The organism is Bradyrhizobium sp. 6(2017) (assembly GCF_011058295.2).
In the GTDB taxonomy this organism is placed as follows: Bacteria; Pseudomonadota; Alphaproteobacteria; order Rhizobiales; family Xanthobacteraceae; genus Bradyrhizobium; species Bradyrhizobium septentrionale.
Genome location: NZ_CP049289.2, coordinates 9,421,924 through 9,435,391, shown reverse-complemented (window position 1 = coordinate 9,435,391; position 13,468 = coordinate 9,421,924). Strand labels below are relative to the sequence as shown.

The 13,468-nt window shown below is 62.2% G+C and carries 15 protein-coding genes and 1 pseudogene; 6 read left to right on the top strand and 10 right to left on the bottom strand.

All coding sequences use genetic code 11. The features are described 5' to 3' along the window. Nucleotides 1–208: 208 nt before the first annotated feature. Both G6P99_RS44860 and G6P99_RS44855 read left to right on the top strand, forming a co-directional pair. Nucleotides 209–1,264, top strand: coding sequence for a hypothetical protein (locus tag G6P99_RS44860; protein ID WP_029077887.1), 1,056 nt, complete (start codon nt 209–211; stop codon nt 1,262–1,264). A 119-nt stretch (nt 1,265–1,383) separates the two neighbouring features. Further along, nucleotides 1,384–2,826, top strand: a complete 1,443-nt coding sequence (locus G6P99_RS44855; protein WP_165126757.1) for an MATE family efflux transporter — start codon at nt 1,384–1,386, stop codon at nt 2,824–2,826. 203 nt (nt 2,827–3,029) lie between these two features. Here G6P99_RS44855 and G6P99_RS44850 read toward each other — a convergent pair whose 3' ends face one another. The 4 genes from G6P99_RS44850 to G6P99_RS44835 are packed head-to-tail and all read right to left on the bottom strand — an operon-like array spanning nt 3,030 to nt 5,332. Next, nucleotides 3,030–3,446, bottom strand: coding sequence for an SRPBCC family protein (locus G6P99_RS44850; RefSeq protein WP_029077885.1), 417 nt, complete (start codon nt 3,444–3,446; stop codon nt 3,030–3,032). Nucleotides 3,447–3,487: 41 nt separating this feature from the next. Continuing rightward, complete coding sequence (locus G6P99_RS44845; RefSeq protein ID WP_029077884.1) at nt 3,488–3,847, bottom strand: VOC family protein; 360 nt, start codon at nt 3,845–3,847, stop codon at nt 3,488–3,490. Nucleotides 3,848–3,904: 57 nt separating this feature from the next. Then, the gene (locus tag G6P99_RS44840) at nt 3,905–4,744 is read right to left on the bottom strand and encodes a helix-turn-helix transcriptional regulator (RefSeq protein ID WP_029077883.1); all 840 of its coding nucleotides are present in this window, start codon (nt 4,742–4,744) and stop codon (nt 3,905–3,907) included. 9 nt (nt 4,745–4,753) lie between these two features. Beyond that, a complete protein-coding gene (locus G6P99_RS44835; protein WP_029077882.1) occupies nt 4,754–5,332 on the bottom strand; it encodes a methylated-DNA--[protein]-cysteine S-methyltransferase in 579 nt (192 codons plus the stop codon). Between the two features lie 156 nt (nt 5,333–5,488). On the opposite strand from G6P99_RS44835, the gene G6P99_RS44830 reads away from it, so the two are divergent. The 4 genes and pseudogenes from G6P99_RS44830 to G6P99_RS44815 form a co-directional block, all read left to right on the top strand. After that, on the top strand, nt 5,489–7,036 hold the full coding sequence (locus G6P99_RS44830; RefSeq protein ID WP_029077881.1) for a 4-amino-4-deoxy-L-arabinose transferase: 1,548 nt from the start codon (nt 5,489–5,491) through the stop codon (nt 7,034–7,036). A 325-nt stretch (nt 7,037–7,361) separates the two neighbouring features. Continuing rightward, nucleotides 7,362–8,423: an integrase arm-type DNA-binding domain-containing protein gene (locus G6P99_RS44825; RefSeq protein WP_246709427.1), complete on the top strand. Its 1,062-nt coding sequence runs from the start codon at nt 7,362–7,364 to the stop codon at nt 8,421–8,423. A gap of 497 nt (nt 8,424–8,920) precedes the next feature. Beyond that, entirely contained in the window at nt 8,921–9,328 is a 408-nt protein-coding gene (locus tag G6P99_RS44820) for a hypothetical protein (RefSeq protein WP_165126751.1), read from the top strand. Nucleotides 9,329–9,763: 435 nt separating this feature from the next. Further along, nucleotides 9,764–10,312 (top strand): annotated as a pseudogene (locus tag G6P99_RS44815) (Crp/Fnr family transcriptional regulator); the annotation flags it as partial. Between the two features lie 162 nt (nt 10,313–10,474). Here G6P99_RS44815 and G6P99_RS44810 read toward each other — a convergent pair. The 6 genes from G6P99_RS44810 to G6P99_RS44785 all read right to left on the bottom strand — a co-directional run bounded on the left by G6P99_RS44810 (nt 10,475) and on the right by G6P99_RS44785 (nt 13,395). Next, a complete protein-coding gene (locus tag G6P99_RS44810; protein ID WP_165126748.1) occupies nt 10,475–11,008 on the bottom strand; it encodes a DinB family protein in 534 nt (177 codons plus the stop codon). Between the two features lie 23 nt (nt 11,009–11,031). Further along, nucleotides 11,032–11,670, bottom strand: coding sequence for a c-type cytochrome (locus tag G6P99_RS44805; RefSeq protein ID WP_246709426.1), 639 nt, complete (start codon nt 11,668–11,670; stop codon nt 11,032–11,034). Between the two features lie 360 nt (nt 11,671–12,030). Beyond that, nucleotides 12,031–12,309 carry a hypothetical protein gene (locus G6P99_RS44800; protein WP_246709425.1) on the bottom strand — a complete coding sequence of 93 codons (279 nt, stop codon included), beginning with the start codon at nt 12,307–12,309 and terminating at the stop codon, nt 12,031–12,033. Further along, complete coding sequence (locus G6P99_RS44795; RefSeq protein WP_334262159.1) at nt 12,306–12,647, bottom strand: DNA/RNA non-specific endonuclease; 342 nt, start codon at nt 12,645–12,647, stop codon at nt 12,306–12,308. Before G6P99_RS44795 ends, G6P99_RS44800 begins: the two co-directional genes overlap by 4 nt. After that, nucleotides 12,575–13,030, bottom strand: a complete 456-nt coding sequence (locus G6P99_RS44790) for a hypothetical protein (protein ID WP_246709424.1) — start codon at nt 13,028–13,030, stop codon at nt 12,575–12,577. The genes G6P99_RS44795 and G6P99_RS44790 overlap by 73 nt, the downstream gene beginning before the upstream one ends. Before the next feature lie 131 nt (nt 13,031–13,161). Continuing rightward, nucleotides 13,162–13,395, bottom strand: a complete 234-nt coding sequence (locus G6P99_RS44785) for a transposase (RefSeq protein ID WP_246709819.1) — start codon at nt 13,393–13,395, stop codon at nt 13,162–13,164. Between the last annotated feature and the right edge of the window lie 73 nt (nt 13,396–13,468).

Below are 13,468 nucleotides of genomic sequence, written 5' to 3'. Positions count from 1 at the left end.
CGAAGCAAGACCATCTTGCAATCATTCTTCGCTGTCATTCCCCGCGAAAGCGGGGAATCCAGTACGCCGTGGCCCTTCGATCGACAACGACCGTCTCTGGAATACTGGATCGCCCGATCAAGTCGGGCGATGACACCGCGCTTGGGTTTGGTTGCGTCGTCATGCTGACGATGACACACTCCACCAAAACAAGAGATCGGGAGTGAACATGAGCGCCGCAACAGATTCAGCGCAGCAGGAAGCGCAATGGCGGAGATGGCGCAGCGTCGCCGATCTCTATCATGCCTTCTTCACCGGTCTCATCCTCACCGTCGTCACACGGCGCGGCACGGCTGATGCCGCCGAATTCGTCTTCCGCGTGTTTCGCCGCCAGCAGCAGGAGCGCTTCCTGCCCGGCTTGAAGAAGCTCGGCCTCGACGGCCTGCCGCCCGCGGTCGCGGCCGCGCAATATCACTATCTCTCGAACTGGATCGGCGGCGTGCATGTCGAATACATGTACGAAAGTGATCGCAAGGCCTGGATCCGCTATCCGCCGCCGCGCTGGATCTGGAAGGGAACGGCGATCTGCGGCGTGCCCGGCGAGGTCTCGCGCGCGATGCTGCGCGGCTGGCACGCCAACAACGGCGCGGCCCTCGGCGATCTCAGGCTCGGCTTCGTCTGCACCAAGCAGAGCGTCGACGGCCAAGACGGGCTCGAGGGCTACTATTGCGAATACGATCATCCGCTCGAGCTCGACCAGCGCCTCATCTTCGCGCGTCATCTCGAGGCGCCGTTGTTCGATTCCAGAACCGCGCCGGCGCTGCCGGTCGACAGCTGGCCGAAACCACGGCTGGAAAAGGCCTATCGCAACTACGCGATGGAATATGTGAAGACAGCCGCGCCCGTCATGGTGCAGGCGTTCGGCCCGGAGGATGCGAGCTATCTGCTGCACCTCACCGGCAGACTGATTGGCATGCAGTATTATGACGAGGTCGCGCAGGCGCTCGGCGCCAGCCGCGGTGGCGCCAGCGAGTTTGTCAGCTTCCTGCGCATTCTGTTCGAGTCGCAGGACGATCTGGCCGAGATCAGCGAGTCCGAGGGGCAATTCGAAATCCATCAGCAGGGTTGGAAGCTGATGGCCGAAGTAGCCGATGATCACCCGGCCTGCGCCAGCGTCCTGACAGGCCTGTTCGAGGGGCTGGCTGCCGGGTGCGGGCGGCATATTCCGGTGCATTTGAAGCCGAATGGCGCCGCGGGCGCGCCGTTGGTTTGGTCGATCGGCTAGGGGCAAGGTTCGCCTGCAATCGCGCAGGCCCCCCTTGCGTCCCGCGCACGTGGAATCCGCTGTTGCCATGGTAGGGAAACACCATGGCGCGGCTCCCCAGATCGCGCGCGGGAGTGGAAATGTCCGACCTCGGCCTCGCCGAAATACCTGTCGACGAACATGAGCGGCCGCTACCGCCGCCGGTGACCAGGCCGGCGCGCAACGCGCTGCTCGATGGGCCGATCCTGAAGACGTTGTTGTGGCTCGCCTGGCCGAACGTGATCGCGCTCTCCGCCGGCACCTGCGTCGTGATCGCTGAAACCTCCTATATCGGCCGGCTCGGCGTCGAGTCGCTCGCGGCGATGGCGCTGCTGTTTCCCTGCGTCATCCTGACCATGACGATGTCCGGCGGTGCGATGGGCGGCGGCGTCGCATCCGCGATCGCACGCGCGCTCGGCGCCGGCGAGATCGAGCGCGCCTCGACGCTGGCCATGCATGCGCTGCTGATCGGCCTGACCTTTGGCCTGACCTTCATGCTCGGCATGCTGATCTTCGGTCCGCGCCTGCTCGAACTGCTCGGCGGCCGCGGCAATGTGCTGGCGCAGGCGATCGCCTATTCGCAGATTTTCTTCGGCGGCGCGATCCTGCCCTGGCTGATGAACACGATGGCCGGCATCCTGCGCGGCACCGGCAACATGAAGCTGCCGTCGACCATGATCCTGTCGTCGGCGGTGTGGCAGATCATTCTGGGCGGCACGCTCGGCCTCGGCCTCGGGCCGGTGCCGCAATTCGGCATGCGCGGCGTCGCCGCGGGCTCGCTGATCGCCTATTCGATCAGCATCAGCGTGATGGGCTGGTATCTGTTTTCGGGCCGCGCCCGGGTGAGGCCGAAGCTCAAGGGGTTGCGCGTGCAATGGGCGATGTTCATCGACATCCTCAGGGTCGGCGCCGTCTCCTGCTTCTCGCCGCTGCAGTCGGTTTTGACGATCTCGATCTTCACCCACATGCTGGCGCAATTCGGCACCGCCGTGCTCGCCGGCTACGGCATCGGCGCGCGGCTCGAATTCATGCTGACCTCGGTCGCGTTCGCGGTCGGTATCGCCTCGGTGCCGATGATCGGCATGGCCGTCGGCGCCGAGCGCGTCGCGCGTGCGCGGCGCATCGCCTGGACCGCGGGCACGCTGTCGTTCCTGTCGGTCGGCGCGGTCGGCAGCTTCATCGCCGTCTTCCCCGACCTCTGGGTCAATCTCTTCACCAGCGATCCGCATGTGCGGGCGACCAGCCACCAATATCTCTCGACCGCGGCGCCGATGTACGCCTTCATCGGCCTCGCGATGTCGATGTATTTCTCCTCGCAGGGTGCCGCGAAGGTGCTCGGCCCGGTGCTGGCGCAGACCGCGCGGCTGATCTTCATCGGCACTGGCGGCTGGTGGCTGTCGACGCATGAGGCGAGTGCGCAAAACTTCTTCGCACTCGCCGCCGCCTCGATGGGCGTGCTCGGCGTGCTCTCCTGCCTCAGCGTGATCCTGACGCGCTGGGGCAAGTCCACGCCGGTCGCTGAGGCCCAGCCGGCGCTGTCGTAAGATTTCTCGGTCCGTCATCTCGACCCTCTCCCCGTCATCCTGAGGAGGCCGCGAAGCGGCCGTCTCGAAGGATCGACGGCCCCCGTGCGTCGGCGTGCGCTCGCGGAAACAGTCGGGCTGTCGCCCTTCGAGACGGCCGCGTTGCGGCCCCCTCAGGGTGACGGTCACGGTTCGAATACGAAATGGTAGCGAGAGCTAGCGGTTTACGCCGCGTTCCTGGCCTTTGCCGATCGCGCCAGCGCCGCCTGCATCGCGGCAGCACCAAGGTCCATCTGCGCGTCCATGTAGGGCGCGACCTCGTGCGGCAGCACATCCGCGATCCACACCATCCGGCAGCGCCCGTCGCCCTCGGCAAACACCTGCGCCGAGGCGGAGTGCTGCTTCAGCCGTTCGCTGGTGATCGCATAGACCAGCCGCTGTCGTTTGTCGTCGCAATCGACCAGCGTCTCGCGCGCCACGGTGCCGTTGGCGAAGGTGACGGTGCGGACGTCGCCATCGAGTTGCGTGTCAGTCACGAAGCCCGGCGCTAGCCGCGTATGCAGCGCGCCGAAATCGCGCAGCGCGTCCCAGACGTGATCTGCCGGCGCGTCGATCGGGATGTCCTTGTAGATGGAAGCCATGGAAGTTGAGTCCTTTCGCAAATCAGGATGACGATGAAGGCTTACGTGGACACCGCTTCGACATTGTTGCCGTCGGGGTCGAGCAGGAATGCCGCGTAATAGGTCGGGCTGTAGTCCTTGCGATGGCCGGCCGCGCCATTGTCCTTGCCGCCGGCCTTCAAGCCTTCGGTGTGGAATTTCTTGATCGCGTCATGGCTCGGCGCGCGGAACGCGATATGCGCGCCGCCTTGGGCCTTGCCCTTGTGCAGATGCAGCCAGAGCGCGGGCTCGCCCTTGGGGCCGAAGCCGGCGCCGCTGTCGTCGCGCGAGCAGAGCACGAATCCGAGTGGTGCCAGCACTGCGGTGTAGAAGCGAACGCTGGCGTCGAGGTCGGCGACGCGCAATCCGATATGGTCGTACATGATAGAGTCTCCAGTCGTTGGACGCGTCATGAGACGCGCGGACCGGATGAACCCTAGCTATTGCAGTGCAAGGCGTTCTTGGAAAATCTTGCGGTTGCCGCGGGAGGCCTGGCGGAACTTCAGCGGCGAGGCACCGGCCGCGCGGTGGAAGCTACGCACGAAATTGGAGAGATCGCCGAACCCGACATCATAGGCGATGTCGGTGATCGGGCTGTCGTCGTCCGCCAGCCGTCGCGCCGCATGGCGCAGCCGCGACCGCACGAGATATTGATGCGGGGTGACGCCGAGCACGGCGGAAAACAGCCGCAGGAAATGGAACGTGCTGAGCCCGGCCTGCTCGGCGGCATCGTCGAGATCGATCTGATGGTGCGAATTGGCGTCGATCCACAGTGCGGCCTCGACGGCGCGGCGGCGATCGCGCAATCCGGCGGTGAGCGGCCTTGCCTTGCGGTCGGACACCAGCTCGACAAGCCGGCTGGCGAGGAGGTGACCGATCTCGTCGAGGCCGACGTCGCTGTTGCCAACTGCCGCCGTTTGGGCGAGCTCTCCGATCACCATCAATTCGGGCAGCGGTGGCACCGAGCCGACCTGCCAGACCGCCGCGCGGTCGCCGATCGTCTCGACCAGCTCCGGGTCCAGGAAGAAGGACAGGCATTCGTCGCCGACCACATGGTCGTGCGTGCAGGTGTATTCGTCGCCGGGATGGCCGACCAGGATCGAGCCCGCCACCAGCTCATGGAAACGGCCGCGGCAATGGCAGCCGAAGCTGCCGCTGCGCACATAGGATACGGAATGAGAGGCGAACTGCTCGACGAACGGCTTATCGCCGGGCTCCGCCGTGCAGCGAAACTCGTTCACCGTGATGCGATCGCGCTGCAACAGCGTGGTCCGGGTCATACCCCAGATTTAGGCTTGCGGCCGGGGCCGTGCAACAGGCAGCAGCACGTCGAACAGGGTCTTGCTGGTGGTCGGCTGGGCGCCTTCGATCGAGAGCAGCCGCCGCTTGGAGACGCTGCCGCCGCTCGGCGAGATACGGTCGGCATAGTTGCCCTCCTCGAGCACGCGGTGGCAGGGCACGATGATCATGAAGGGATTGCGGCCGAGCGCCTGCACCACCGAATAGACCGCGCCGGATGCGCGCAGGGCGCTCGCCACCTCGTCATAGGTTCGGGTTTCGCCACGGGGAATGCTGCGGACCGTCTGGTAGACGCCCTGGTTGAAGGCCGGGATGCCGCTCATGTCGAGCGCAATGCCTGCGAGATCGCCATCGCCGCCGCGCAAGGTCGCTGCAATGCCCTCGATCGCAGCCTCGACCTCTTCGGGAGGCCGCATCTCGCGTGCATCGGGATAGTGCTGGAACAGCCGCTTGCGAGTTTCGATTTCGCGGAGCTCGGGAAGCTGGACACCGACCACGCCTAGCTCGCCCCATGCGATGGCGCACCGGCCGATTGCCGTGTCGAAAATGCTGTACCCACGCCCCGCCATGACGCCACCAACCCCCGAGCGCGATCTAAGCATCGCCGCCGTCCGGCGCATCTGGAATTTTGACGTTTAGTTAACCATGTCGCGGCCGGTTCTGTGTGACCCCGCCAAATTCCAGTCACCCATCTTAAAGGCTTTGCCCGCTATCTGGTCGCCAGCATGCTGCTTTACGATACGATCGGCGGAACGATGACGAGCACGAGCGCCGAGACCGCGCCCGGCAGCAAAGGCGTGGTCGGGAGAGCGACCGGGCGTTTTCACCCGCTGGTCGCATTGCTGTTGCTGGCGCTGGTCGTGCGCCTTGCGGCCGCCGTCTGGCCCAACGTGATGTATCCCGACGAGATCTTTCAGTATCTCGAGCCGGCGTGGCGGATGCTCGGCCATGACGGCATTTTGACGTGGGAATGGCGCGAAGGCATTCGCGGCTGGTTCCTGCCGACATTGCTGGCCGGCCCGGTTGCGCTGGGTGACACGATTGCGCCCGGTGGCGCGGGCGCCTTCCTGGCGCCGCGCCTGGTCGTTGCATTTGCGTCGCTGTCGATTGTGCTCAGCGCCTGGTTCTTTGGCGCACGGATCTCGCGAACCCATGCCGTCGTCGCGGGTTTCGCTGCCGCGATCTGGTTTGAGTTGATCCTGCTTGCGCCACACACATTGGGCGAGCCGTTGGCGACGGCGCTGATCGTACCGGCGGCGCTGCTGGTGACCGATCGCCCGTCGCAGCTTCGTCTCGTGATCGGCGGCGCGCTGCTTGCCTTCGCCTTTGTCTGCCGCTTCCAGTATGCGCCGGCCATCGCCGTGCTTGCGCTCGGCGCCTGCTGGACACACTGGCGCAACCTGATTCCGCTGGTCGCCGGCGGGCTTGCCGCGCTGTTGCTCGCCGGCGCGATCGATCTTGCGCATGGCGCCGTGCCGTTCGCCTGGCTGATCGGCAATATCAAGGAAAACCTGTTGCACGATCGCGCGACCGAATTCGGCGTGACGCCGCCTTCGGCCTATCTCATCAACTTCCTGATCGTGTGGTCGGTGGCGATCGTGTTGCCGCTCGCCGCAATCTGGCGCGGCGCGCGGCATACGCCGCTGCTGCTGGCCGTCGCGGTCGCAAACCTCGTCTTCCATAGCCTGATCGCACACAAGGAATACCGCTTCGTGTTCCTGTCGGTGGTGCTGTTCATCATCGTCGCGGCGCTCGGGTCGGCCGATTGGGTGCAATGGCTGCGCACAAAAGGCGGATGGCGCCGCGGGGCGTTGCCGATCGTCATGGGCGGTTGGGCCTTGCTCTCGGTGGCGCTCGCGGGCGCCAGCGAAGGAATGCGCGACTATTGGACGCGCGGCGTCGGCGCGGCGCAGCTCGCCGCCGAACTGCGCAGCGATCCGCAGATGTGCGGGCTCGCGCTTTACAACGTTCGTTTCCAGCTGTTGCCGGGGCGGGAACGATTGGTCGGTCCGGTGCCGCTCTATGCGTTTGCGCCCGCCGATCCGCTCGCCGAGCTGATCCTGCCGCCGCTGTTGCAGGCGACCAAGCCGGCCTTCAACCGCATCCTTGCGCGGCCCGCGGCCGCCGGCGATCTGCCGTCGGATTTTTCACGGCAAAGCTGTGCCCAAGTCGGCATCGCCGATGCCTGCATCTACGCACGCAGCGGCACCTGCGACGCATCCGCCGCCGCGCCCTTTGTCATCGATGACGTGCTCGTGAGGATGGGCCACTAGCGGCGCCGGGCCTGAATGCACGCTTGATCCTCCGCCTCCGCCCGGGCTATGGTCCGGCAGGTCGCATCCGACAGGGTCGGCCTCAAGAAATTGAGATCGCGGGCGTAGTTCAATGGTAGAACGGCAGCTTCCCAATCTTTTTTGAAGCCTCTCCACCGTTACACATGGTGCCCGCAAACCCCTTATTTTACAGTAGTTTACGCGACTCGACCGTCGTATAGTACGGCATGGTTATCCGCCTCAATCCGCGTGAAAGGCGTGCCAAATCGTGCCAATTCTTGGACTCACAGATCTCTCGGTTCAATCACTGAAGCCCGGTCTGTATATGGACCGGAAGACGCCAGCTTTCGGCTTGCGCGTAGGCAAGCGTCGAAAGACCTGGATCGTCCTCAAGGAGCCAAATCGCACCAAAATTCGACTTGGTCACTATCCTGATCTGAAGCTCGCGGAAGCGCGCCGCCGCGCCTTCGTCGCTCTCGGCACGCCGGTCGGGCAGAAAGAAATCAGCATTGAGTTCGAGCAAGCGAAGCTCGTCTTCGTTGAGGAAAATTACAAAGGCAAAGCCGAGCGCACGAAATCTGAGACGCTCCGTCTCCTTAACCGCTTGGATTTTAGATGCACGCTCATTGAACTCGATGATGCGATGATTGAGCGCGAACTCGGGAAGCTCGCCGACGTGCCCAGTGAACAGCTTCACGCATTCCGCGCACTCCGGACGATGCTCCGTTGGTGCACGAAACCTCCGCACCGCTACATCAAGCGCAGTCCGCTTGAAGGCTATCCCGCTCCAGGCAAGGACATAAAACGCAGCCGTATCCTGAACGACGACGAACTCGGGAAAATCTGGCAGGCATGCGAGGGCTTTTTCGGTGACATGATCCGCCTCATCATCCTGTGGGGATGCCGGAACGGCGAAATAGGAAGGCTGCAACGCGCCTGGCGAGAGGAGCGTCTGCTCACCATTCCGGGCGAGTTCACGAAGAACGGGCGCGCCCACGCAATTCCGATCCTTCCCATGGCACGTGCGATCCTCAATCGGCAAGAAAAGATGGGTGACAATTGGCGAGACAAGACCACTGATTATTACTTCCTTGGTCACATCAAGGGCTCTCACTTCAATGATGGCTCATGGGGCAAGCTGAAGAAGGAGCTCGACAAGCGATCGGGCGTGACCGGCTGGCAAGTGCGCGATCTGCGCCGAACGTTTAGATCGATGCTCGCGCGCCTTGGAGTCTCGCGAGAGATCGCAGAGATCATGCTCAACCACGTGACGGGCGCGGGGAAAACGGACCTCGATGAAATATATGACAGGTATGACTATCTGCCTGAGAAGCGGGCCGCGCTGCAGAAGGTCGAAGTTCACCTTAAAAAGGCGGTGATTAGCTAGCGTCGACTTCTTGAGCGAAGTTGGCGTCGACTGTCCAGAGATAAGATAAGTGAACTGACTTGGTCAGGGATGAGGAAAAGAAAGCGCGGCGGCTCGCCAAGCCGTCCTGCTCCGGGTCAAAATGCGAAGAACTCACTGAGCAAATCAAGGCCGCTATGCCCCGGCAAGCAGACATGCCAAGCGGGGCTACCGGCAAGTCTCAAACGGGCCAACTCCGGACCTTCCTAGGAGCGCGGTCGCGGCCTTCGGGCAGTACGCCAATCGGGCCTTCGGGCGAAGCCGCCTGTTTCTCAGGTGCGTCAAGTGGCGTAGAATGTAATTGCCGTTAAGCGGGATGTGCCGAAATCACCGTTCGGAGACGAACGAGCTGTACGAGTGCTGTCGGCAGGTACGCATCCTAGGAGACCGCTCCCTTTTCCGGTTTCGCAGCAGACTAACCGACGAAATGCGAGCGCCGCCTCTGCGGCGGCTCGTTGCTGTAACTTCAGGAGAAAGCGATGAGCAAGATCGATCGAAGGTCAGCATTGGGTATCGGGTTGGCAGCGGCTTGGGCAGCCATAATGAAGCCAGCCGCTGCTCAAACCACGGGCTATAAAGACGAGACACCATGGCCCGGTGTCGTGGTGCGTGCTTATGATGGCGAGACACCATCCCTCATCCCTGGGTTTAAGACCGTCTCGATGCGTGATGTCATCATGCAGCCGGGATCGAAGACTATGGGTCCCCCGATGATGAACGCCATGATCTGCCATATCACCGAAGGAGAGCTTCGGCTGGATCGGGAGGGAAAGACCTTTACCGCCAAGAAGAACTTTGTCTGGACCTGCAACAAGGACACAAAAGAGCAGGCGTTCAACGATGGAAACGTGGTCGCAATTATGAGGATCACGGACCTGAAGGCCTAAAGGCGTCGGTTCGATAAACGGTCAGATTTCGCCAACCGGCGGCTACAGGTTAGAAATTGTGCAGCCGCGCGACCTTGTCCTCGCCAGCATGGCCTTCCGAGTGCGAACGGCCTGCATGCCATGACTGCTCGCGCGATGCCGCCGCTGAAAAGAAATCAGCGGTGGCCAATTCTCGCTATGGACTCATTTCAGCTTATAGGTGCCGGTCTGATGATTGCAGTCCTGAACTGTTCCGGCTTTGATGACCGGAAATGGCCCCAACGGCTCAATCGTGCCGCTCGCAGATCCTCGGCGTGCGGCGGTCGACCGTGAATCTCCTGATGCGCAATCTGCGCGCGTCCGGAGTCGATCAGATCGGAGCGACGCGGCCAGATCGAGATCGACCGATCGCGACTCACTGCAGCGGCGTGCGAATGCCACGGCACTATCCGTGTCGAAACGGTCGCGACCACGTTGATGGGCCGGGAAGGCGCCTTGGCTTCGCTCTCCGTGCTTGGTCCCTCGCGTTCGTCCGTTACCGCGATTGCTCGCGTGGCCGGCACCGCATCGCTGATTTCTGCCGCAAAATTTCGGGTCGCTTATGCGCGAAGCGCGGCCATCAGGCATGTCGTGCAGGTCCACGTCCGCTCGTTGCTGTTGCAGCTCCAGCACGTGGCCGCCTGCAACGCGTTACATCGGGTGGATGGCCGCGCTGCGCGGTGGCTACTGCAGCTCCATGACCGCCTTCCCGACGACATGCTTCCGGTGACGCAGGAGGCGCTTGCCCAATTGCTCGGGGTACGGCGGACGACGGTGACGCTGACGATGAGCAATCTTCGCGCGGCGGGCGCCATCCCGTCTGACCGGCGCGGCTTCGTCGAGATCGACCGGGCGCGGCTCGAAAGCGTGGCATGCGACTGCTATGCACTGATGCAGCGCACGATCGATCGCATGTACTGCCAGGAATTGTCCGAGCCCCAACCTGTCCTTGTGCCGTTCCGGTAAAGTTCTGTCATCGCCTCAGACGGAACCGGCGAAGTCGGTACTGAATTCAAAAACGCTTTGCCGGAGGGAAAATAGTGCTCGTGGCGGCACATTGTCCCACGCCGGCGGCAGGGATGGCGCTGAGCATAACTGAAAGTTCGCGACGCAACGGCAGACAATTCGCTATACCCTTCGGATCAGTGTTTTGAGGTCGGGGCAAGTGCCGCCCCGCTGAAACACCAGCAAGTCGAGCGAAGGTGGTTCGCCACCCGTCAGGATCGATAAGCACGCATGTGCTTGTCCGCGATGATGCGTCTGGTGATGGAACAGGTGCCACAGAATATCCGCAAGGACCTGAGACTGCGGCATCCCGGAGGTTGTCTTGTAGCCGTGGAGATTGGCAAGCGTCGTTTCGTCGTACTGATCGACAACCGCCATCAACCGATTGTCTTCATCGATCCGCGCCTGGGTTAATTCGACACGGTCTTCATACAAAATAGCGTCAAGACGATCCGGTTGGTCGCCTTCACCGGTCAGCCGTCTCAGCCAAAGGCGGTCGGTCAGCAGCAAGTAGTTTAATGTGCCGTGCAGACTGCCTAAGGAGACGCCGATGTCAAGACGATATGCCCGATCCGATAGATCAAGTGCAGCAGCATACAGGCGCGCATTGGCCCACCGATTGTAGGCGGCAAGTTGCCGAAACTGGGAGATGGTCATGATTTTGTCTCACAGCCGTATCCTTAGGGATCCAGCGAGCCGATGTAAGCTGCAAGGGCGATCATCTCGTCCTGAGAGACCTTCTCGACAGTCTGTTTCATTTGGGAGCTTGCGCCGCCTGCCCGGCCGCCGTGCTGGAATTCATAGAGTTGGCGCACGATGTAGGTTGGTGAGCGCCCTGCGATCGGTGGAGCAGAGTCGAAGCCCTTCAATTCCGGCCCATGACAGAGATTGCAGGCTATGGTCGTTCCCGATCCACCAGTCGTCGCGAGTGCCTTTCCCTTCGTCACACTCCCAACCGGCACATAAGCCGTGAACGTAGCTCGTGAGTCGCGAAGTTCGAACTGGTCGACATCGTCCGGCATCTCGACGATGCGCTGGCCGAGCGATTCGGTGCCGCCATCCAAACTCTTCACGTAAAATAAGCGCGACGGGGCCGTTTTCGGGATCGTCTCGCTCTCGACGACCTTGATAACCCGCTTGGGTTTAAGCGCAGCGAAATATTCCGCTGCGGCGTGAATTTCGGCGTCAGTTAAGTCTTTGACTGACGCCAACATCAATTGGGTGGAAGGCCTCTGGGGGCCGGACATATTTCTGGAGCCGCTCTTAAAGTCGGTGATTTGCTGGACAATATGCGACGGGTAAGCCGGCGAGGCTTGCATTCTCCGGACCACCGGTCCCCTCGACGCGATGACATGATCCGCAAGCGCGAACGTTGGGCTTGCGTCCGTACGCGACAATGTCCGGCATCGGAGGATGGGCGTCCGGATGCCAGTCGGGCGCGACGAAAAGATCGCGCGCCTGTTTCCAGCTGAATGCGGCGCTGCTGCCCGGGAGTGGATTGGGCTTGTCGTCGGGTGGGGGCACTTTGACAGTCGGATCCCACAAGAAGGCCCAAGCAGGAAGCCCATTAGGCGGAGAGGCAGCAGATGGCCCGATACTTTGTATGAAGCCATCACTGCTTGCGCAGATCGCGATCGACGACAACATCAGCGCATAAAGCAAATTTGTTTGAAGCGATTTCAAATTAACGCCTCCTGCGAAAACCCGAGCCTACGTGAATAGGAAAAATAACAAAAGCAGAGAAATCCAACTTGCTCGGCTCTCCGCCTGGGCACATTGCCCGCTTTTATGCCGGATTCAGAAGTCATCTCGGTGACGGCCATTCGCCCATGAGAGACGTCGACGAAGGCCGGCGGCTTCGGCGGAATTCCTCCCTTGCGCGGTTCGGACAGCAGTTGACGCTGATCGACGACGAGCCCGACCGATTTCACGCCGTTCTTGCCCTTCCAGGCGATCACCTCAAAAACGACGACGGAATCTGGATGTCGTTCGCCCAAAGATCAACCTTGTCATCGAAGATCGGCCCCTGAAAGACGCAGATACGGTTGGCGGTCTCTTCGGCGATGGCTCCGTTTTCGAGGACGTATTGCTCGGCGCCCTGCCAGAATTTGGTGCTCTCTTTGAAGCGGAAGTGCTGCGGGGTGCAATTGGTGAAATCATAGGTGTCCGCATTCGCGCGTTCGGCTTCCTCCTTCCTTCCCCAGTCCGGGTCCATCCGGCGAGTTAGATGGCTCCTGTCGAAGAGATTGGACCAACCAGAATAGAAGGTCTGGTCGATGAAGAAGCTCGCGCCGATGCGGGGGTTGCCGTACCACGTTTCTCCTTCGGCGCCATCGGTGACCTCCCCGTGGAGCGATCCACATTCAGAAAACTCTTGCCGTCGATGTTGGTGGCCGTGAAGGGAGCCATCTTCTTGGCTTTGTTCATCTTGATGCCGAAGTGCTCATACTTCAGTTCACCGGCCTCGGCGTTCTGTTCGCCGGCCCGCAAGGGAGCGAGCTGCTTCGCCAGTTTGCCGACCGGCGTGGGCAGCGGAAACGTCACGCCGCTCACGAACCGCGGGTCGTAGCCGTCGCGATTGGAATAGTCCTCGTCGACTGATATCTTTTTCCGCGTGAGCGTTTTCAGGGGAACCGGTGCTGGCGCGATCGATGCTGCAATCGCGTAGCTTCCGCCCACCCGGTCCCACCCGGTATCTGCGTAACGCCTACGCCGATATTCCGGCGGCCGTCGAGGTCTTGCGCCAATACTGGATGCCGATCCGCTACGCTCGCGCTCGCTGATCCCGCAGGCGTGGGAGCTCATGCCGGTTACCCTGGACGTGAAGGAAGCCATCGATTTTCGTTGATTGGCGTCGCCACGCCGTGAGCAGCCCGCGGGAAACGCCATTGTGCCGACGCCACCTCGGAGATGTTCGCCCCCTCCGCAAAGCTCTCCGCTACGATCCGGGCCTTCTCCTCGCCCGTCCACCGTCGCCGTCGGCGCTCCCCAGTGATCACCTCGACGCGACGAAAGGAGTCACCTTCCTGCCTGACATCAAGCATGGCATTTGCCATCGCTGCACCTCCACCGTCAGCTCATGCCAGGCTGTATCGCAGGCGAGCCTCGCTATGGCGA